Origin of the sequence: Photobacterium indicum (assembly GCF_003026215.1) — a bacterium.
Taxonomy (GTDB): Bacteria; Pseudomonadota; Gammaproteobacteria; order Enterobacterales; family Vibrionaceae; genus Photobacterium; species Photobacterium indicum.
The window spans coordinates 171,476-191,577 of record NZ_PYOC01000003.1 but is presented as its reverse complement, the minus strand read 5'-3'; the positions used below and the strand labels follow the sequence as shown (position 1 = coordinate 191,577).

The following is a 20,102-nucleotide window of genomic DNA, read 5'->3' as shown; positions in this document are numbered from 1 at the left end:
GCCTGAAACTGAATTGGAAATGTCTGTGCGTGCTATATCCCTAACTTAACGTGTTTTGATGAGAAATAAATCCACCTTGGTTCAAAAATGGAAGGAGTAGACGTTAGGCGTAGAAAACACGTGTAACAATTCATTTGGATCAGCGGAATCTGACGATTAGATTTGGCAGCGGCTTGCTTGATGGCGCATCTCTTCTTTTCTTAACGGCATACGGTCAACAATTTCGGTGAGTTGTAACCAATTTGTTTTTTCATTCCAGCGGTGTTTTTCTAAGCCATCCTTACCGACAAGAATGCCAGTATGATGTTCTTTAGGGATATTATATTTTTGCTGAAGATGGTTAATTTCTTCGGGGCTAAATAAATCATAAGGTTGGTTAAAACCGTCGTTGGTAATAATCACGGTTTTTATATCTCGTTCTTGTAGTGCACACTCATTCATTAGTACTTGTTTCATGAATTCTTGTACATGCTGATCTTTCTCTGGTGCAAAGTACAAGATGCTTCGATGATTCCAATGCATAGAATCCATCGGGTAGGCGGCGCAATTATTTATTCCCACAAACAGAGCGAGAGATAACAGAGATATGAATAGTTTCATCAGCGTGCACCTAAGTTTTATAACCTAGTACGAACTAGCAACGTAATAGAGTGTAATTCCCCTCTGATTATAGGAGAAATCGCTTAATAAGGGGATTAGCCTATGTAACCTTTAACTATTCGTACCAGATAAGATTATGGTGCAAGGTGTTCAGTAACGTAGTCGATAAATGCCCGTAATCTTGCTGGCATGAATTTGGTCTGAGCAAACTGTAAAGCAATATCTCCCTGATAATTTCCTTTCATTGTCCAGTCTTTTAATACCTCTTTCACTGAACCATTTTCTAACGCTTGCTTAATCACAAAATCTGGAAAGATGCCTATACCTAATCCATCTATCACACCTTTTAAGCGCATTTGAGAATGATTAACGGCGTAACGACCTGTCACGCTCACGCTTTGAAATTCATCATCTTTAATGAAGTCCCAAATGTGATCTGTAGTGGTCTCACCAAGATAAATACAATCGTGCTGACGTAAGTCTGTGGGTATCTGGGGTTCTCCGCGTAGCGCCAAGTATTCAGGGCTTGCGCACAATGTTAGGTTTACTTTACCAATTTTCTTATTCACTAAAGCTTCTGATGGGTGCTCTGTTAAGCGAAAAACGATATCAATGCCTTCAGATAAAATGTCGATCTCACCGTCTGAGGCTTTAAGTTTTAGTTGAATGTCAGGGTACTGAGTAAGAAAGGGAGTAACTAAAGGCTGTAATACTATACTTAGGAAAGCTTTTGGCGCTGCAACGGTTAATGTACCTGATGGGATTGTATGTTCTGAACTTGCAATTTCAACGGCCTGTTTTGCGGCATTCGTCATAACTTTGCATTGTTCATAAATTTTAGTACCAGACTCACTGATCATTAACTTACGTGTTGTGCGCTCTAAAAGTTTCACTGAAAGGGCCTTTTCAAGGCGAGAAATTTGCTTACTGAGAGCCGATGGGGTAACACCTAACTTCTTTGCTGCCGCGGTATAACTGCCTTCATCAACAACAATAATAAAGACGGCAAGGTCGGGCATTACAGCAATCAATTTGTTCGTATCCACAGATTTGTGCCTCAGGTTCAATAATCATTTTCCATATAAGGGGATAATAGTTGTAATGCACTTGAATTAGAATGATTAAAGTTAATCGAAGAGTTAATTGCACGATTTTTAGCTAATCATCATTGTGATGAGTGTTAAGTACTCTTAGCGGATTTGTAAGGTATTCGTTGGGTAAGTATTTCACTGGATAGCCATTTCCCCCAAATCTAATAAAATGTGAGGAACACTATGTCTGCTGCATTCTACGAACAAATTAACCAGCAAATTGAAGATGTTAAAGCTGGTGGCTTGTACAAGTCTGAACGTATAATTACGTCAGCTCAAAAAGCGGCTGTTTCTATTCTTAACAAAGAAGGTGTTGATACAGGCGAAGAAGTGCTGAACTTCTGTGCTAACAACTACCTTGGCTTAGCTAACCACCCAGAATTAATTGAAGCTGCGAAAGCAGGTATGGATGCACATGGTTTTGGCATGGCATCGGTACGTTTCATTTGTGGTACACAAGATTCTCACAAAGAACTAGAACAAAAACTATCTACGTTCCTAGGTACTGAAGATACAATTCTTTATACCTCTTGCTTTGATGCGAACGCGGGTTTGTTTGAAACATTATTAGGCCCAGAAGATGCGATCATTTCTGATGCGTTAAACCACGCATCTATCATTGATGGCGTACGTTTATGTAAAGCTAAGCGCTTCCGTTATGCAAATAACAACATGGAAGAGCTTGAGCAGCAATTGATTGCAGCAAAAGAAGCGGGTATTCGTCACACATTAATCGTTACTGATGGTGTGTTCTCTATGGATGGTGTAGTCGCTAACCTTCCTGCTATTTGTGACCTTGCTGATAAGTACGGCGCGCTTGTGATGATTGATGATTCACACGCAGTTGGCTTCATGGGTGACAATGGTCGTGGTACACATGAGCATCACAATGTAATTGATCGTGTTGATATCATCACGGGTACATTGGGTAAAGCTATGGGTGGCGCTTCAGGCGGTTACACCGCTGGTAAGAAAGAAGTGATTGACTGGTTACGTCAACGTTCGCGTCCGTACCTGTTTTCTAACTCAGTTGCTCCTGCAATTGTTTCTGCTTCTATCCGTGTTCTTGATTTATTGGCTGAAAGTGGCGATTTACGCACGCGCCTATGGGAAAACTCTGCACATTTCCGTACGCGTATGACAGAAGCTGGTTTCACAATGTCTGGTGCTGATCACGCAATTATTCCAATCATGTTGGGTGATGCGAAAGTGGCTGCGGAATTTGCAGAACGCGCACTAGAAAAAGGTATCTACGTTGTAGGTTTCTCTTTCCCGGTGGTACCACAAGGCCAAGCGCGTATTCGTACGCAAATGTCTGCGGCGCATTCGCCAGAGCAACTTGACCGTGCTATCGATGTGTTTATCGAAGTTGGTAAAGATATGGGCATTATTTAATAGCCTAATTATGAATAAGTGTCACGAGGTTCTCGGATCTCGTGAACATATTCGTTGATAATTCAGTTTTCCAAAAACGTACTTCTGGTTTGCTCAGAGGTAACAGTATCCTCGTATAATGCTGAGTAGGGTATTAAGGCTAAGCGTCTTCCCTTTAAACAGCATTCAGATGTAAGCGAATAAAAAATGAAAATTAAAGCGCTGTCAAAACTAAAGCCTGAAGAAGGCATCTGGATGAATGAAGTAGACAAGCCTGAAATGGGCCATAACGATCTACTTATTCGTATTAAGAAAACCGCTATTTGTGGTACAGATGTACATATCTACAACTGGGATGAATGGTCACAAAAGACGATTCCAGTTCCAATGGTTATAGGTCATGAATATGTTGGTGAAGTTGTTGGTATCGGCCAAGAAGTTCGCGGTTTTACAATCGGTGATCGTGTATCTGGCGAAGGTCATATTACATGTGGTCATTGCCGTAATTGTCGCGGCGGCCGTACGCACCTTTGTCGTAATACGACAGGCGTTGGTGTTAACCGTGATGGTGCATTTGCAGAGTTTTTGGTTATTCCTGCATTCAATGCGTTCAAGATCCCTGCAGGTATTTCTGACGATCTAGCATCGATCTTCGACCCGTTTGGTAATGCTGTTCATACTGCACTTTCATTCGATCTTGTTGGTGAAGATGTACTTATTACTGGCGCTGGTCCAATCGGAATTATGGCTGCTGCAGTCGCTAAACATGTTGGTGCACGCCATGTTGTGATTACTGATGTGAATGAATACCGTTTAGACCTTGCTCGTGAAATGGGCGTGACTCGCGCTGTTAACGTAGCAAACGAAAAGCTTGAAGATGTGATGTCTGAACTTGGCATGACAGAAGGTTTTGATGTTGGTCTAGAAATGTCTGGCGTACCGTCTGCATTCAACGGCATGCTAGCTAACATGAACCACGGTGGTAAAGTGGCGTTGTTGGGTATCCCACCATCAGATATGGCAGTAGATTGGACTCAAGTTATCTTTAAAGGTTTAGTTATTAAAGGTATCTACGGTCGTGAAATGTTTGAAACGTGGTACAAGATGGCAAGCTTGATTCAATCAGGCTTAGATCTAACACCAATTATCACGCATCATTACAAAATTGATGATTTCCAAAAAGGCTTCGACATGATGCGTTCAGGCATGTCAGGTAAAGTTATTCTCGATTGGGAATAATCAGCAGTCATACCTAAATCAGAAGCGAGCTTAGTGCTCGCTTTTACTGTTTTACGGTATGCGTTTCTATCCAATTTGATAGTACCTTTGCCTGTTTTAATGCATCAAAATTTAGTTCTACATTTTTACGCGCTGAAATCCCCATTTCTTTTCTTCGCTCTAGTGGTAATGTCACAAATGTCTTAATCGCATCAGTTAACTCGAGTGCGTTTTTTTGCTCAACCAAATAGCCTGTATCAGGGGCGACAATTTCTTTACAGCCCATAATGTTTGATGTGATAACGGGTATACCGACAGCCATGGCTTCTTTTAAAACGACAGGGCCGGTATCTACACATCCTGAACGCGCAAAACAAAACGGTGCTACCAAGCAATCATAGAAAGGTAAGTTTTCTTGGATCCAGTTTGGTTGTTTTGAGCCTAAAAATCGCACATAAGGGGCTAAACCAAGTTGAGTAACTTGTTCTTTTAATTGTTTTAATAACTCACCAGTACCAATAATATCTAAAGTCATAGGATAGTGCCCACATAAGGGTTTCAACGCATCAAGTAAATACTTAACACCTTTTTGTTCAACTAACCGCCCAATAAAAATGAGCTTGATTGTCTCTTGCTCTTGTTTTGTATGGGGCTTAAATAGTTGGGTTTTTACACCACAGTGAAGTAATTTAATATTGCCGTCAGCGGTCTTGTTAAAATCATTGCGCATATCATTACAAACAGCGACGACGAAATCGCTGTGTTTAATTTTTAAATCAAGATCAAAAGGGAACTCATAAACATCATGACCATGAGCAACAAAAGAGCATGAAATACCCATTAATTTGGCTGAAGCAATACCGTGAGAGCAGGTATGTTGAGCAAAATGTGCGTGAATATGCTGAACATTGTGCTTTGCCATTTGTGATGCCATTTTAAAACTATGCCAAAATAAAGATAATTTAGGCATAGATTGTTGTGAGTAGATAAATTTCAAGCAATCAATGACTCTACAAGGTTTTAATTTTTTTAAAAGATTGAAATTAAAAAAATCGCCGATTTTATAAATGGCATAGTTAAAAGCATCATCAGTTTTATTTTTTTTAAATGTCATCACACACACGTCATGCCCACATGCGTTTATTGCATCCACTTCAGTACGAATAAATGTTTCACTCAATACCGGAAAGGTTGGAGTGATAAAAGCTACTTTTTTCATATAGGTCTTCTTTAATAACATTCAGTATAAAAACTTGAATGCAATTCTTGTTCCTATAAGTAAACTGCAAAACGTAAGTGGAATTATTGCATTATGCAAAAAAGATAAGAAAGATGTACTTCTTTGTGCATGTTTCATTGGAAATTATAACGGCATGAATCCTGCTTTATTAGAAACATAATAAAGAGGAGTCAGTAATGTGCCGAATTACTGTTGTTATACCAACTTATAATTGTTTGAACTATTTACCAAAAGCTATTGAAAGTGTTTTAAAACAAGACCATGAAAATATAGAGTTAATAGTCGTAAACGATAATAGTGATGATGGTACAGCTGAGTATCTTGAACGACTAGTTAGTCGTGATACCAGAATAATAGTGATAACAACGAAAGGCGTTGGCGTATCTAGCGCTAGAAATTTAGGTATTAAAAAAGCCAGTGGAGAATACATTGCTTTTCTTGATTCAGATGACAGTTGGCATGATGGAAAGCTGCAAGCTCAGCTTTCCATGCATCAGTTAAATCCTGAATTGGGTATGAGCTTCACGAATTATGATCACTTGACCGAGAGTAATCAGAAGTTAGTCGATTGTTTTAGCTATTGGAATCAATTTCAAGATTGTGATGAGCAAGCAAAGATTTTGGATGATCCTTTAAATATCATTTTTTCAAATAATCTTATTGGTACATCGACAGTTATGATAAAAAATTCAGTCTTTAAAAAAACCGGGCTGTTTGATACAGAATTAAAATATGCAGAAGATTGGCAACTTTGGTTGAAAGTGTGTGAGTGTTTTGATGTGGCAGTAATACCTGAAGTATATGTGAGTTACTTAATAAGGGGGGGGTCAATAACACAAGCTGATGAGAACAAGTTAAACAATCTTGAATCAATTGAAAATATTATTTCACGTTGTAAAGAACAGAACTCGTTAATAACATCAAAATCAATTTCGAAAGCTGAAGCTCGATTAAGTGAAGAATATGCAGATTATTACAGGGCTAAAGGCAACAAAGTTAAAACGCTAATCTTTGGTTTTCGCTCGCTTTTCTTAGAACCCCAACATCGTAGAGTAATCAGTTTTTTAGGGAAAGTAAAAAAAAAATGGAAACCAAGGAAACGAAAATCGCCTACAAATCAAGATGTTTGAATTATGAGTATAAAATACATCATTAATGAAAATATAAAATTATTTATATTTCTAATTAAGTAATAAGGTGCTTCATGAGCGTAGTCAAACAGTCTTTGTATTACGGAGTCGGTATTGTGATGATGAAAGGGGTGTCATTATTTATGATGCCTTATGTCACAGGACACTTACCTACGAAAGAGTATGGTTCACTTGAAGCGTTAATATTACTGGCTGATATTGGTACCATTCTGGTTGGTTTCGGTTTGATTGATGCAATGTATCGCTTTGTTGGTTCTAGTGAAGGAGAAAAACGGCAATTGCTAATTGCTAATTGCTTCTCGCTTAGCCTCATTGCAGCAGTAATGGGGGGAGGGATTGTTTGGTTAATCATGCCATGGTTACTTTTGTATATACCTGCAAAAGTTGAAGTATACCAAGTGGTATTAATAGCGATACCAACATTATTAGATGGGTTAATTGCTATTCCACTTACTTTAATGCGCATGCAGTCATTGGCTAAGTGGTTTTGTATTTTTAATGTTGTTAAAGCTATCGTTCAGGCTTTACTTATCGTCATTTTGTTAGAGTACGGATTTGGAATCGATGGGGTGTTAATTGCAGGTACGGTATCTAGTATATTAATGCTTGTTTTTTTACTAAAATTCCAATGGCAGCAAATGGGACGATTAGGTTATTTAGGCTATTCATTGCCATTGCTTAAGTTTGGAGGTCCCATTGTTATTAGTGGTATCGGTATGTTTGCCGTTACAGGGCTTGATAAATGGATTCTTGCCGATAAAGTAAACGTTGAAGCATTAGCTGTATACGCAGTTAGCGTTAAGTTTGCACTAATATTAAGTTTGTTAATGCAACCATTTTGTTTGTGGTGGTTTCCCAATAGGATTCAAATATTACAACAAGAAAACGGTTCACAGCAGTGTGCAGAAAAGGCTGTTATTGGTTGTAACTTAATTATTATTATTGCATTTTCAATGCTTTTGACTGTGCCAAGTTTTATTTACCTGTTTTTCCCTAGTGATTATTATTTAGTTGCTAAAGTGGTAGTTGGTCTTATTTTAGTTAGCGCAATAAAAAATATAAGTGAATTAATGAACTTAGGGTGTTTCAGCGGTGAATCAAGCCAGAAGCAAATGTGGATACAATGTTTGTGTGCAGTAATAGCAGTAATGGGTTATTACTTTCTAATTCCACTTTATGGGGTATGGGCTGCGGTTGCAGTGCTAGGCAGTGTTTATAGCATGCGTTTAGCGTTACTTTACTGTGTTAGTCAGTCATTAGAACCATTACCTTATAAACATACTTGTTGGGTAAAAACCTTATCTCTTTGCAGCGTGGCGTATCTGTTTCATAGTGTTATCTCAGCGACGTTCTCGCCTTGGATGGTGTTTATCTCTGGTGGTATAATTAGTGTCTTTACCTTCATACTTTTAATGTATTTAAATACCTTCCCTAATTTATACTCACAGTTAAAGGGTAAACTTACCTCTTTGATTTTTCGACATATTACTGACTTTCGCAAAGTGTAAATATACATTATAAAGATATAACTCATTCTTTACGCACACCTTTTAATCTCTAAATAGATCTTGTCATTACATTCGTTTTTTAACTCTAGTCGTCAATTCTACGTCTCATAAATGAGAATTCGGCCGTAATAATTTAAAAATATAGTGATGATTTATTAAAAATAGGACTCTTATCAGATATGTAAGACAGATATAGACAAGCCTTGCATAACTAACCGATAGCACCAACATACCCTACAATAATTAGACAATACATTGCAGAGCTGACATTTGTTAAGCAATTATGCTTAATTTTTTGTTTTTTAGGTATGTTACGATATTTAATATTGCCTTATGACTCTGTGATCAACTGTGCTTTGTTGACAATGAGTAACGAATTGACTCATTGATCTATACAAAAGGTTTGTGGAGTAAAAGGCAATGAATATCAATAAGTTAATGTCTATTGTTATCGCAATCTGCCTCGGTGTCTCATTCAATGTTTTTGCAAAAAACTATGAAAGTTATGAAAGCAATGAACGATATAGTGAGAATGATTATTACAGCGATGATTATCATCATAGTGAACAAAATGATGACGACGATAGTTATTATGAGGATAAATATAACTACAGTTCTGATAATTATTATAGCTATGAATATAGTGATGATGAAGATAGCTATAACGAAGATGACTACAGCCAACATGACTATTACGGTCATGGGTATTACGATAACGGTAAGTACAGAAAGAACAAAAAAACAGATAGACACCTTGTTTATAATCTAATAGGCACAGGTGAAATGTTCAGTAGAAAAGTACCTGATATTGATGGGGATGGTAATAAAGACGATGCAATTTGTTTTAAAGTTCAATTGGTTAACTTGAAGAATCAAAAAGAAATAGGTACAGCGATAGATTGCTTATCTAACATTGAGGCTAAAAGTGATGATGAGGGCGGTGGAATTAGGTTAGTTGGTACCACTTTTTTTAAGACACCACATGGTAAGTTAGTTACCCGCGGTAAAACAACAGTTCAACCAGTGCTACGTAAAACCGTTACCCCGAACGGCGTTAAGATTACGCATATTACAGGTGCGTCAAGTAAAAAGAATTCAGTTCTTTACGGTACTGGACGTTTTAAAAATAGTAAAGGTACTGTGCGGTTATCAGGCATGGTAGATATGAGCAAATTTAATGATGAAGATGGTAACCTCATTACTTTTGATTGCCTGTTTGTGATTGACCTTAAATCATCTAATTACTATACCAACGATGACTATGTAGAAGATGACTATAGCGACGATGGTTACAGCGATGAAGATGACACTGACTATTCAGATAGTGACTATTCAGATGACTATTCGTCTACCTATTAAGCGGTTTATCGGTGTTAAGTTTAGGCTGCATGCCTATACCGGTAACTTGTTCATATTATGAATGTTATTAATGGTGATGTGGCTCACGAAACCTGATATACTATGCCGCAATTAAAATTGAAAAGGCTGACAGACGATGTCAGCTTTTTTAATGCTTGATACATAAACTATTTATGGAACAGTACTTTGATTTCTACAGCTAACATTACAATGCAATTTGGCGATAAGCCATTGTTTGAAAACATTTCAGTTAAATTCGGCGGTGGTAACCGTTACGGTCTTATCGGCGCGAATGGCTGTGGTAAGTCAACCTTCATGAAAATCCTTGGCGGCGAATTAGAGCAGTCAGGTGGTACTGTTTCATTAGATCCAAACGAGCGTATGGCTAAGTTGGGTCAGGATCAGTTTGCTTTTGAAGAATTCTCTGTTGTAGATACCGTTATTATGGGTCACAAAGAGCTTTGGAAAGTAAAAGAAGAGCGCGATTACATTTACTCTTTACCTGAAATGTCAGATGAAGATGGTATGCGTGTTGGCGATCTAGAAACAGAATTCGCTGAAATGGACGGTTACTCTGCTGAAGCGCGTGCTGGTGAATTACTGTTAGGCCTTGGTATTCCTGAATCGCAACACTTTGGCTTAATGAGTGAAGTTGCTCCGGGTCTTAAAGTACGTGTACTTCTTGCTCAGGTTCTTTTCGCTGATCCAGAAATTATGCTTCTTGACGAACCAACGAACAACTTGGACATTCATACAATTAGCTGGTTGGAAGAGATTTTGTTGGCGCGTAACTGCACAATGATCATTATCTCGCACGACCGTCACTTCTTGAACAGTATTTGTACCCACATGGCTGACTTGGATTATGGTGAACTTCGCCTATTCCCTGGTAACTATGATGAGTACATGTCGGCGGCAGAGCAGTCACGTGAACAGCTACATGCTGATAACGCGAAGAAGAAAGCACAGATGGCTGAACTACAAACGTTCGTAAGCCGTTTCTCTGCTAACGCATCTAAAGCGAAGCAAGCAACGTCACGTCAAAAGCAACTTGATAAGATTCAATTGAGTGAAGTGAAGGCATCTAGCCGTCAATCGCCATTTATTCGTTTTGATCAAGAAAAGCCTCTTTTCCGTAACGCCTTAGAAGTTGAAGGTCTAAAGCAAGGTTACGGCGAGAACATTCTAATCAATGGCGTTAAGCTAATGGTAGAAGTTGGCGAGCGTATCGCGATTATCGGTCAGAATGGTGTTGGTAAATCGACATTACTGAACACACTTGCTGGTGCAATGGAACCAATGGAAGGTATGGTTAAGTGGTCTGAAAATCACAATATCGGCTTCTATGCTCAGGATCATAGTTCAGATTTTGCTGAAGATTTGAACCTTATTGATTGGATGGGTCAGTGGAAAAAAGAAGGTGACGACGAACAAGTTGTTCGTGGCATTCTTGGTCGTATGCTTTTCTCTCAAAATGACATCAAGAAATCTGTAAAAGTAATTTCTGGTGGTGAGCAAGGTCGCATGCTGTTTGGTAAGCTAATTATGCAAAAGCCAAACATTCTTCTAATGGATGAACCAACCAACCACATGGATATGGAATCTATTGAAGCATTGAACCTTGCACTTGAAAACTTCAAAGGTACATTAATGTTTGTATCTCACGACCGTCAGTTTGTATCTTCAGTTGCAACACGCATCATTGAGATTACAGAAAACGGTATTGAAGATTTCCACGGTACTTACGAAGAGTACTTAACTAAGCAAGGTCTTACAGGTTAATTTAACCGCTTGCTTGAGTTACAAATAAAGTAAACAATTATAAAGCCGCCATTTTTTAATGGTGGCTTTTCTGTATTCAGCGTTATCATACTCAGTATTGAGTTAGTTAAAATATAGGAATAATATGCAGATCTGGGTTGATGCAGATGCGTGTCCGAACGTTATTAAAGAAATTTTATTTCGTGTTGCCAATAGGGTAGGCATAATGGTGACACTAGTTGCCAATCACCATATACGAGTACCACCGTCACCACATATTCGTTCAACACAAGTGTTAGCGGGCTTTGATGTTGCCGATGATCATATTGTTCAACAGGCTGAAGCTGGTGACTTGGTGATTACTGCCGATATCCCACTAGCTGATGAATTGATCACCAATGGGGTACATGCCCTGAATCCGCGTGGCGAATTATATACCAAAGACACGATTAAGCAGCGCTTGCAGATGCGAGACTTCATGGAAACAATGCGTAGCTCTGGTGTTCAAACCGGTGGGCCACCGCCATTAAGTCAGGCAGATCGACAAAATTTTGCCAATAAGCTTGATACCTTTTTGGTTAAGAACTTTAAAAAATAACGTTTTATCTGCGCTTTATTATTCATACACTGATAAACAGTGTATGAATCTGCAATATATATTCCCAATGTCTTGTGTCGCCACTGTCATTCTCACATCATGGCTGTTAACGCTTCGATCTAATTGTAAATCTTATGTTGCGTTAATGGGCGGTGTAATCTGCTACGTTTGAATTACTCTTATGGTAGCGAACGTAACGGTTTTGATTATGACACAAGATTTCAGCGAGGATATAATGGTTAATGTAATGGCACTCGATCAGAAAGGCACCGACGGTTTATCTGATATTTTCGATATTGATAACCTTCCAGAGCACCTTGAAGTGGTTTACTTACATAATGCTCAATTACGCGAATCATTTTTTTATTCGACAATTAAAGGGCACTCTTTGCAACAAGCTTTAGAACAAGCGATTATTCACTTAGCTACTTTAAGTGATAAAAAAGAGCCTTGTTCTTAAGGTAAGGCTCAGTTCTAAAGTATTTAATTTTATAGTGGCAGCAGTGCCTATTCTTCCATTCTGTGCTTTATTCAACTTTTACTTTATCTGTTTCATTGATTGAATTGGGCTTGTCTTTTTTCTTTGATTCTTTTTCTTTTGACACTTTTTTGTTGCTGGCATCATCTTCTTTATTATTATTTTCATCTTCAATATTTTTTGGTGTCGCCTTCTCTTTCTTGGCAAGGCGATAAGCCATCGCATAATGCCAAGTTGATTTCTCATTTGTCAGTAAATTTTCTAACGCTTTAGTATCAATACTACTTTTCTGACCCATTTCTTTAGCTATTTTTTCTGATTTCCCTATTACAGTGTCACTTTCTAGATCTGTGATAATTGTTGCAGCTTCCGTTAGTGCTGTAGCGTATTCATCAAGATTGTTAAGATTGTAATCACCGATGTCCATTTTTTCTCGTAATACGCGAGACCAATTCAATTTCACGTAAGGCATTTTGTTCTCATCGGGCATGTCATAGGCGATGCCATTTAGGAAATAGGCGAGAGAAAAGTATTTATCATGCTTTAATTGTTTAGAACCTATATATTGAGGTAAGGCACTTGGTTTGATCTTTTTCCCCTTATTGTTGTATAACCAAACTTCGTGATCATTCAGTAACTCCGGCCAAAAATCATCACCAGAACCCAGTAGATTGTATTCAACTTTTAATGTTATTGGCACACTGGTACCGCCATTAGGCATATCCCAGAAGGTAGATAGAATATTATGGTGATCGATAAGAAATAGCTCACCATCTTCGGGGCCGATTATTACTGCGGGGAGGGCATCAATATTTTCTCCTTGCTTTGCCTTACAGCTGTACGTACTTATATCGGTAGGGTTCGAATCTTTATCCCATTTTTTGATACCCTTAGCACCGTTAACACGACAAAGGTCATTGTACATTGTCTTTAAGTCTTCAGCATAGCGACCAAGATTATAATACTCCTCATCCAAGCTTATAACTGCTTGGGTTGGTAGCAATTGGTCTAAATTGACGTTAATGACGTCACCACGTTTAAGCTCAGCATAGTTAGTTTTTTCGGCTAGGGCTGGTAAAGCGACGAAAGTGGATAATAAAATAATGAAGGGGACGTATTGTTTGTACAATGCGTAAGCTTTAGTCTGAATAGCCATGGCGCCGACCTATAACATGTAACTGAAGATGCTTTTTAGTCTAGCAAAGAGAAAAATATTAGCAGTTACAATTCATAGGATTAATGAGAAAAGAAAGGCACCATGGTTTTCTATTTATGACTAGATAGAAAACGTAGCTTATAGTGCCTTTTGTAATTTATGCGTGACTAGTCGTGAATGTTAAATACCAAGTTCATCGAGTAAATCTTGTTCATCTGCTTGATTTACAAGCGTTAAATTACTTTCCTTTTGCTTTTTTTCGTTTTCGATAATCACGTCAGGATCGATATCTTGATGTTGCTCAAACTCTTCAAGTTGAATAAATTCAGTCTTATCCATTGCGAGTTCTAAATAAAAGATGTTATTTTTTTCTGTTGTAAAGCTAACACGACGCGCTTGTGGGCGATCAAGGTTAGTATCGACAGAAAGAATAATTTGTTTATTTAACGCTAACATTTTAGGTTGATTCTGCGTAATTGATATTTGCAATTCACGACGAATCTTACTGGTAAAGTCACCAACGGTTTGATTCATCAGTTCGCCCAGTACATCTGCTACTTCGTCAGAAGTATGGTGAATCGCAAGATCTTCTTGAGGAATCCCCATTTTCAACATATATGCTTGATAAATTTCAAGTGCAGCTTGTTGAGTAAAGTTACTTACAACTAGACCAGTGAAACCACCATCAAATAGAACAAAACACCCGATATCAGGCTTTAAGCTTGTTTTATTAATCTTTTGTACCATAGCAGAGTAGTTGATTTGGCTATCTGTTGCGGTAGATAAAACACTTGAAATAGACTGGCAAAGCTTAAGTAGAATATCGTCAGTTGTTATAATTTTATTTTTTTTCATTCTTTGTCCTGTATTGGCAAAAAGCCAGTGTTGATACCGCGTTTAGTGCAAGTAATTATACCCAAATTACCTCAAGCTGCTCGCTGAGATCACTCTGAATCCTGCATCTTGAGGTGACTTGGGTATAAACAGTGTCTCACTATTATTTCAAGAGTGCACAAAGATTAAGTGAACGAATTGATTTAGTTCACTTAATCTCATTAGATGTTATTAATAATGCTCAAAATTAACACTAAGCAAAGCGTTGCTCTAAATAGCCAATGATATCATTTGATTCATATAGCCATTCAATGCTGCCATTTTCTTTTTCAATGCGTAAGCAAGGTACTTTTCGTGCACCTCCATCACTGATTAGCTCTTGCTCCCAAGGTGCAACTTTTGCGTTTCGTGTCTCTAGCGGTAAATTTAAACGTTTAGCAGAGCGGCGCACCTTCACACAAAATGGGCATGCATCAAATTGATAGAGCTTTAATTTTGCAACATCTTGATTAACAAGGTTTTGTTCTAAGTCGTCACGTTTTTGTGCGCGTGGAGAAAATATAAAATTCAGTAAAAGTATGATACGTCCTAAGATCCAACGGACTATTTTCATTACAGCTGTTCCTATTTAATAATGATGAGCAGTGTCAATATTACAACGTTTTAACATGATTTAAAATGCAGAAAAAAAAGCCTTTTTAGACATAACTTTTCACTTGAATTAAACTATTCATTAAGATTATTCCCTGTGTGAAGATGTGAGAATCTTCATGATTAGTACGTTTTCATTGAAAAATGATAAATGCATCTCAGATGCATTTCTGTACAATAAATGAACGGAAAAGGGTGAAAAACGTGACATTCACTCATGATAATAATATCAATAATCACTTCTGAAGGTTCAAAAGAGGATCCGTATCACTTATTCAATAATTTTCATACAGTGACATTATGAATGCTCAGTCAAATGATTATTATATATGTATTGTGAAAAAGTAATTTGGGACACATTATATTAGTGGCTAAGTCTAAGCGTATTTTAATTTGTGATGATTCACCGATTGTACATAAAGCACTCACTCGCTTGCTACCTGATAGTGATTTTTTGACGCTTCATTTTGCAGAAAATGGTAGAGCGGGTTTAGAGTGCTTGAGCGAGTACGATATTGATGTTTTATTCTTAGACTTAACGATGCCTGTGATGGACGGTTTTGGTGTATTAAAATCATTACCAGTGCGTGACTTTGACACAAAAGTAGTGGTTGTATCGGCAGATGTTCAACAACAAGCAATTGAGCGTTGCTTCTCTTTAGGGGCGCATCATTTTTTAAGTAAACCCTTTGACTCTAAAAATTTTAAAACATTGTTAACCAGTTTAGACCTTTGTGTAGAAAGTCACTCGCCTCTGCAAAATGAAACATTAGTGAATAGTGAATCTGATTATGTAAACACGTTCAAAGAAGTTGCGAATATTGCTCTTGGGCGTGGGGCTGCCATTATTTCAGATCACTTTGGTGAATTCATCAAAATGCCTTTGCCCAACGTTGCTCATATGGATGCTGGTGAGTTGGCTATGGCTATTACCGATATTAAAAATACAGACGATACCATTGCTATTGCGCAACGATTCGTTGGTGGTGGCATTAACGGTGAAGCGTTAGTGTGTTTACGCGGCGATGATATTGGTGTTTTTGGTGAAAAGCTGGGGTTTAGCCAAATGGATGAAAACAAAAATGAAATCGTGATTGATACGGCGAATCTGATGGTGTCATCTTTCCTTGTCGCATTGTCTGAGCAAATGAATATACCATTCTCTGTTCGTCAGCCTATTGTATTAGAAGAATATATGGGCTGGGGGGATAGCGAAAATAGTACATTAGAATTATTTACCATCGAATATACTTATCAAGCTGAATCGCTAGATTTAGAGTGTGATGTACTGTTTTTGATGGATAGTGGATCAACTCAGGTCATCAAAAAAATAATGGGCACTTTACATTGAATGAAATCACGTTAGCAGACTTCCACCTGACTATGCAGGTGATGGATAATATCGATGTGGGCGTCGTTATTATTGATAAGCACTACAACGTAATGGCATGGAATACGTTCATGCAGGCTTATAGTGGTATAAGTTCTGATGATATTATGGGGCGAAATCTTTTTGATGCGTTAGATGATTTACCTGAAGAGTGGCTGAAAAATAAGATTGAATCGACATTTAAGTTAGGTATGCGTTCGTTCACGTCATGGGAAGATCGGCCTTCGGTCTTTAATTTTTCAAACTTTAGCCCGATTTCTGGTGGATCGGAGCTTATGTATCAAAACCTCATACTTACGCCATTGAAGTCACTTCATGGTGATTTTTCGCATGTTTGTTTGTCTGTGACTGATGTATCTGATATTGCGAAAAACAAAACACATTTACGAGAATCAAATAAGCAACTTACTCACTTAAGTATGACGGATAGGCTAACACAACTGTATAACCGTGGTCATTGGGAGACTTGCCTCGCCGAAGAGTTTGAGCGTTGCCGACAAACACAGACGCCATCGACTTTAGTCATGTTTGATATTGACCACTTTAAGAAAGTAAATGATACCTTTGGGCATGTTGCTGGTGATGGCGTTATCCGTATTGTCTCTAACGTATTACGCCGTACTAAGCGCCAGAGTGATATTGCTGGTCGCTATGGTGGTGAGGAGTTTGGTGTCATTCTGCCGTATACTTCATCTGATATGGGGCAGTATTTTACAGAGCGTCTACGTCAGCGAATAGAGCTGGCTAGGGTGAATGTTGATGTACGTTCAATCAATGTGACAATCAGTTTAGGTGTGTGTGAGTGGTACCCAGAGCTGCGTAATTATGAACAATGGTTAGAGCATGCAGATAAGGCATTGTATATCTCTAAGCAATCTGGGCGTAATCAAAGTACAGTATTTGAAGCCTTAGTTGAGCAAGAAAAAGATACCGCTTAGCAGAGTCTTGAGGTAGAGCATTGTTTTTTTACTGATTATCCTTACAATTAAGCGCATTATAAATAGTATAAAAGTAATGATATGGTTGTTGAATCTGAAGGTTATCACGCACTGATTGAATATTTTACTGAGCATCTTGCATTGTTTGAAAAGGCAAGTGAAGATGTATGTAAAGAAACTGTTGAAGATGTTGTAACAGACATGATTGCGACAAATCTAATGGCTGTTTTTTCACAAAATCCTGATTTAGATGCAGATTTTCGCTTTAAATTAATGCAAGAGGCTGATGCCGTCGTTGCTGATCTAAGTGAGGTACTTGCGGGAGCTTGGCTTAGATCCCCTACAGTTGAGCAGATCTCGTTTCTTGAAGACTATATTGGTTTAGTTAAAAACTTATTTGATAGTGCAATCAGTCAGAAAAAGTAGTTTTCCTACGCCTACAGTTAACTGAGTATCTAGGCTGAATTTTAAGCGACTATTGTCGCTTTTTTTATAAGTGAATTTTTGACCACCTTCCCCCCCTGATTGATATTAATGACCTTGATATTGTTGAGCTTAATAAAATTATAATATGAAATATTTTCGTCATATTTTTTGTGTAAATTGATGGTTTAACAGCATTGTGCTCGAGATCACATTTTTTCGTTTCTATAAATAGTGGCTCTTCTAATGCTGGCGATTAATTTATCAAGGAAGTAAAGATGATACGGGTTCGACAACAAAAAGAACGTTTCTCAGTAGTAAAAAGTATTCAGATTGTTTTATTGTTATTAGTGGGAATTGGTTGTCTATTAACCTTTTATGGAAATCGAGGCTTAAATAATATTTCTCATGAATTTTATGTGCTTAGCCAACAAGCGTTGCCCGTATCTATTAATAATTCAGCAATTGTTCAACACTCTTTAGAAGCATCAAAAAGTATCTCTGATATTATTAATAGTCAAACTATTGAAGCGTTAGATACTGCTTACCTTTCATTTCAAACCCAGCAAGAAAACATTCATCAATCTATTAATACCTTAGAGTATATAGCAAAAACATCTCAAATTTCTTGGCTACAAAATGACATTCAACAACTTAAAACTGAAGTTGATGCTATCGAAGTCTTAGCTGATGAAACCTACCTTGCTCAACAGCTGATTATGACTACAACAGCGCAGGTCGAAGCTGATAAAGCAATGATGAACTATGCAGTCTCCTCTGTACGTTCAGAGATGAGTCGACTGAGTATTGGTCTATATGGTAATAACGCTGATGCGATGAACAATGCGACTAACTTTATTAATCATTCTTTGGAAATGGCGAGTAACCTCATTGCTTTGTTGTTGGAATCTAATGTTGATAAAGCAAAAAAAATGGCTAGAAGCTTAAAAAGCTCGAATATGTCAGGCATGGAATACGCATGGAATGAGCTGAAATCAGTAGACAAAAGCATTGGTGATTTTTCTAGCTTAACGGTTCCATTCCAGATGGTGAAAGAATTATATAACCAAGATGGAATCGTACAAAAACATCTCAATGTCCTTCAATTAATGCAAGAGCAAGCGGTTAAAACAAGCAACATTCAGCAGCAGATTGATTCGACAATGGCGTTACTTGAAAATGTAACGAAAGGAGCTGATGCTCTTGTTGAAGAAGGGCAAAAAGGTGTGTTGATGGCGAGTGATAACGCGCGAATGTTCTTTGTTACATTAAGTGGCATAGGATTGTTAGTGGCACTTATTTCTGGTGTTTGGATTAGCCGTATTGTTCGTGGCTCAATTCAGCAAATTGATCGCACTGTTAAAGCGATGAGCGAAGGAAATTTAACAGTAGATGCCAATACTGGTGCCCCTCAAGAATTTTCGCAGTTGGCGAGAATGCTGAATGAATCGAACAGCAATAACTGTAATGCGTTAATCAAGTTGACTGAAAACAGCCAAAGTTTAAATCGAGCTGCTGATCGGAGCCAATCGGCGTCATCACAATCAAGAGAAGCCCTGCACGAACAAAGTGCTGACTTGGCTACCGTCGCTTCAGCTATTACAGAGTTAGAAGTGTCAATTAAAGACATTGCCCAAAGTACCGTAGAGTCTGAATCGGAAGCAGAGCAAGCTTATCAGTTGGCTTTGAATGGTGTAAAAGTGATAGACCGAAGCACTAAAGGATTAATGGCACTAGAAGGGCAGTTTGTTATTAATGAGCAACGTATGGTCGAGCTAGATAATTATGTTAATAAGATTACCGAAGTGGTCGAGCTTATTAGTTCAATTGCAAATAATACGAATTTATTAGCTTTGAATGCAGCCATTGAAGCAGCACGTGCTGGTGAGCAGGGTCGTGGGTTTGCCGTTGTTGCTGATGAAGTACGAAAACTTGCCAGTGAAACGAATTTACAAACTGAATCTATTCGACAAACGATCACTGATTTACATAAAGCGGCTAAAGATGCAAATGATGCAATGGTGGTTAGTCGACAAGAGATGACATCCTCAATCGAACTCAGCGGCGATGTACAAACATCTATTCATCAAATCCAAGAAATGATTGGGTCGATTAACGATAAGGTCATCAGAATCTCAGCGGCAACTCAGCAACAAGAAGGTGCGTCGTTCGAAGTCGGTCGTAGTATTGAACAGGTTGCTAGCCGTGCTCAAATAAATAATCAGCAGTTAGATACACTAGTTGATGAAGCGGGTAGGGTTGCTAATATTGCACACCAACAACAAGCTCTACTTATGCGTTATCAATTAGTAAAAGCATAATAATAGCGAAT

General features: G+C 38.0%; 18 protein-coding genes. 12 read left to right on the top strand and 6 right to left on the bottom strand.

Annotated features, from left to right (window positions below; translation table 11 throughout):
• Nucleotides 1-156: 156 nt before the first annotated feature.
• Nucleotides 157-600 carry a DUF4174 domain-containing protein gene (locus C9J47_RS11290; RefSeq protein WP_107253628.1) on the bottom strand — a complete coding sequence of 148 codons (444 nt, stop codon included), beginning with the start codon at nt 598-600 and terminating at the stop codon, nt 157-159.
• Between the two features lie 134 nt (nt 601-734).
• The gene (locus tag C9J47_RS11285; RefSeq protein ID WP_107253627.1) at nt 735-1,646 is read right to left on the bottom strand and encodes a LysR family transcriptional regulator; all 912 of its coding nucleotides are present in this window, start codon (nt 1,644-1,646) and stop codon (nt 735-737) included.
• 228 nt (nt 1,647-1,874) lie between these two features.
• On the opposite strand from C9J47_RS11285, the gene C9J47_RS11280 reads away from it, so the two are divergent.
• Together C9J47_RS11280 and tdh are read left to right on the top strand one after the other, a co-directional pair.
• A complete protein-coding gene (locus tag C9J47_RS11280) occupies nt 1,875-3,086 on the top strand; it encodes a glycine C-acetyltransferase (protein ID WP_107253626.1) in 1,212 nt (403 codons plus the stop codon).
• Nucleotides 3,087-3,272: 186 nt separating this feature from the next.
• Nucleotides 3,273-4,304 (top strand): L-threonine 3-dehydrogenase, encoded by a 1,032-nt coding sequence (gene tdh, locus C9J47_RS11275; RefSeq protein ID WP_107253625.1) that lies wholly within the window; start codon nt 3,273-3,275, stop codon nt 4,302-4,304.
• Between the two features lie 43 nt (nt 4,305-4,347).
• On the opposite strand, the gene C9J47_RS11270 is transcribed toward tdh, so the two are convergent.
• Nucleotides 4,348-5,502, bottom strand: coding sequence for a glycosyltransferase family 4 protein (locus tag C9J47_RS11270; protein WP_107253624.1), 1,155 nt, complete (start codon nt 5,500-5,502; stop codon nt 4,348-4,350).
• 197 nt (nt 5,503-5,699) lie between these two features.
• Here C9J47_RS11270 and C9J47_RS11265 point away from each other — a divergent pair, with 197 nt between their 5' ends.
• The 6 genes from C9J47_RS11265 to C9J47_RS11240 all read left to right on the top strand — a co-directional run bounded on the left by C9J47_RS11265 (nt 5,700) and on the right by C9J47_RS11240 (nt 12,360).
• Nucleotides 5,700-6,653 (top strand): glycosyltransferase family 2 protein, encoded by a 954-nt coding sequence (locus C9J47_RS11265; RefSeq protein ID WP_107253623.1) that lies wholly within the window; start codon nt 5,700-5,702, stop codon nt 6,651-6,653.
• A gap of 74 nt (nt 6,654-6,727) precedes the next feature.
• Nucleotides 6,728-8,182: a lipopolysaccharide biosynthesis protein gene (locus C9J47_RS11260; protein ID WP_107253622.1), complete on the top strand. Its 1,455-nt coding sequence runs from the start codon at nt 6,728-6,730 to the stop codon at nt 8,180-8,182.
• A 420-nt stretch (nt 8,183-8,602) separates the two neighbouring features.
• Nucleotides 8,603-9,541: a hypothetical protein gene (locus C9J47_RS11255; protein WP_107253621.1), complete on the top strand. Its 939-nt coding sequence runs from the start codon at nt 8,603-8,605 to the stop codon at nt 9,539-9,541.
• A gap of 186 nt (nt 9,542-9,727) precedes the next feature.
• Nucleotides 9,728-11,323: an ABC-F family ATPase gene (locus tag C9J47_RS11250; RefSeq protein WP_107253620.1), complete on the top strand. Its 1,596-nt coding sequence runs from the start codon at nt 9,728-9,730 to the stop codon at nt 11,321-11,323.
• Nucleotides 11,324-11,447: 124 nt separating this feature from the next.
• Nucleotides 11,448-11,900: a YaiI/YqxD family protein gene (locus C9J47_RS11245; protein ID WP_006231751.1), complete on the top strand. Its 453-nt coding sequence runs from the start codon at nt 11,448-11,450 to the stop codon at nt 11,898-11,900.
• Between the two features lie 208 nt (nt 11,901-12,108).
• Nucleotides 12,109-12,360, top strand: a complete 252-nt coding sequence (locus tag C9J47_RS11240) for a hypothetical protein (protein WP_107253885.1) — start codon at nt 12,109-12,111, stop codon at nt 12,358-12,360.
• Nucleotides 12,361-12,427: 67 nt separating this feature from the next.
• Here the strand turns inward: C9J47_RS11240 and C9J47_RS11235 are convergent, their stop codons facing one another.
• From C9J47_RS11235 to C9J47_RS11225, 3 genes are all read right to left on the bottom strand, one after another.
• Nucleotides 12,428-13,534, bottom strand: coding sequence for a ParB/Srx family N-terminal domain-containing protein (locus C9J47_RS11235; RefSeq protein ID WP_107253619.1), 1,107 nt, complete (start codon nt 13,532-13,534; stop codon nt 12,428-12,430).
• Nucleotides 13,535-13,714: 180 nt separating this feature from the next.
• Entirely contained in the window at nt 13,715-14,389 is a 675-nt protein-coding gene (locus tag C9J47_RS11230; RefSeq protein ID WP_107253618.1) for a DUF3334 family protein, read from the bottom strand.
• A gap of 232 nt (nt 14,390-14,621) precedes the next feature.
• A complete protein-coding gene (locus C9J47_RS11225) occupies nt 14,622-14,981 on the bottom strand; it encodes a glutathione S-transferase N-terminal domain-containing protein (RefSeq protein WP_107253617.1) in 360 nt (119 codons plus the stop codon).
• Nucleotides 14,982-15,386: 405 nt separating this feature from the next.
• On the opposite strand from C9J47_RS11225, the gene C9J47_RS11220 reads away from it, so the two are divergent.
• The 4 genes from C9J47_RS11220 (at nt 15,387) to C9J47_RS11205 (ending at nt 20,091) form a co-directional block, all read left to right on the top strand.
• A complete protein-coding gene (locus C9J47_RS11220; RefSeq protein ID WP_107253616.1) occupies nt 15,387-16,370 on the top strand; it encodes a response regulator in 984 nt (327 codons plus the stop codon).
• On the top strand, nt 16,367-17,347 hold the full coding sequence (locus C9J47_RS11215; RefSeq protein ID WP_107253615.1) for a sensor domain-containing diguanylate cyclase: 981 nt from the start codon (nt 16,367-16,369) through the stop codon (nt 17,345-17,347). The genes C9J47_RS11220 and C9J47_RS11215 overlap by 4 nt, the downstream gene beginning before the upstream one ends.
• Before the next feature lie 81 nt (nt 17,348-17,428).
• A complete protein-coding gene (locus tag C9J47_RS11210; protein WP_107253614.1) occupies nt 17,429-17,773 on the top strand; it encodes a DUF3802 family protein in 345 nt (114 codons plus the stop codon).
• Between the two features lie 275 nt (nt 17,774-18,048).
• Nucleotides 18,049-20,091 carry a methyl-accepting chemotaxis protein gene (locus C9J47_RS11205; RefSeq protein WP_107253613.1) on the top strand — a complete coding sequence of 681 codons (2,043 nt, stop codon included), beginning with the start codon at nt 18,049-18,051 and terminating at the stop codon, nt 20,089-20,091.
• The last annotated feature ends 11 nt before the right edge of the window (nt 20,092-20,102 follow it).

Coding starts and splice junctions, on each gene's coding strand:
- C9J47_RS11290 (WP_107253628.1), bottom strand. CDS start 600: ATGAAACTATTCATATCTCTGTTATCTCTCGCTCTGTTTGTGGGAATA.
- C9J47_RS11280 (WP_107253626.1), top strand. CDS start 1,875: ATGTCTGCTGCATTCTACGAACAAATTAACCAGCAAATTGAAGATGTT.
- tdh (WP_107253625.1), top strand. CDS start 3,273: ATGAAAATTAAAGCGCTGTCAAAACTAAAGCCTGAAGAAGGCATCTGG.
- C9J47_RS11270 (WP_107253624.1), bottom strand. CDS start 5,502: ATGAAAAAAGTAGCTTTTATCACTCCAACCTTTCCGGTATTGAGTGAA.
- C9J47_RS11265 (WP_107253623.1), top strand. CDS start 5,700: ATGTGCCGAATTACTGTTGTTATACCAACTTATAATTGTTTGAACTAT.
- C9J47_RS11260 (WP_107253622.1), top strand. CDS start 6,728: ATGAGCGTAGTCAAACAGTCTTTGTATTACGGAGTCGGTATTGTGATG.
- C9J47_RS11255 (WP_107253621.1), top strand. CDS start 8,603: ATGAATATCAATAAGTTAATGTCTATTGTTATCGCAATCTGCCTCGGT.
- C9J47_RS11245 (WP_006231751.1), top strand. CDS start 11,448: ATGCAGATCTGGGTTGATGCAGATGCGTGTCCGAACGTTATTAAAGAA.
- C9J47_RS11240 (WP_107253885.1), top strand. CDS start 12,109: ATGACACAAGATTTCAGCGAGGATATAATGGTTAATGTAATGGCACTC.
- C9J47_RS11235 (WP_107253619.1), bottom strand. CDS start 13,534: ATGGCTATTCAGACTAAAGCTTACGCATTGTACAAACAATACGTCCCC.
- C9J47_RS11230 (WP_107253618.1), bottom strand. CDS start 14,389: ATGAAAAAAAATAAAATTATAACAACTGACGATATTCTACTTAAGCTT.
- C9J47_RS11225 (WP_107253617.1), bottom strand. CDS start 14,981: ATGAAAATAGTCCGTTGGATCTTAGGACGTATCATACTTTTACTGAAT.
- C9J47_RS11210 (WP_107253614.1), top strand. CDS start 17,429: ATGGTTGTTGAATCTGAAGGTTATCACGCACTGATTGAATATTTTACT.
- C9J47_RS11205 (WP_107253613.1), top strand. CDS start 18,049: ATGATACGGGTTCGACAACAAAAAGAACGTTTCTCAGTAGTAAAAAGT.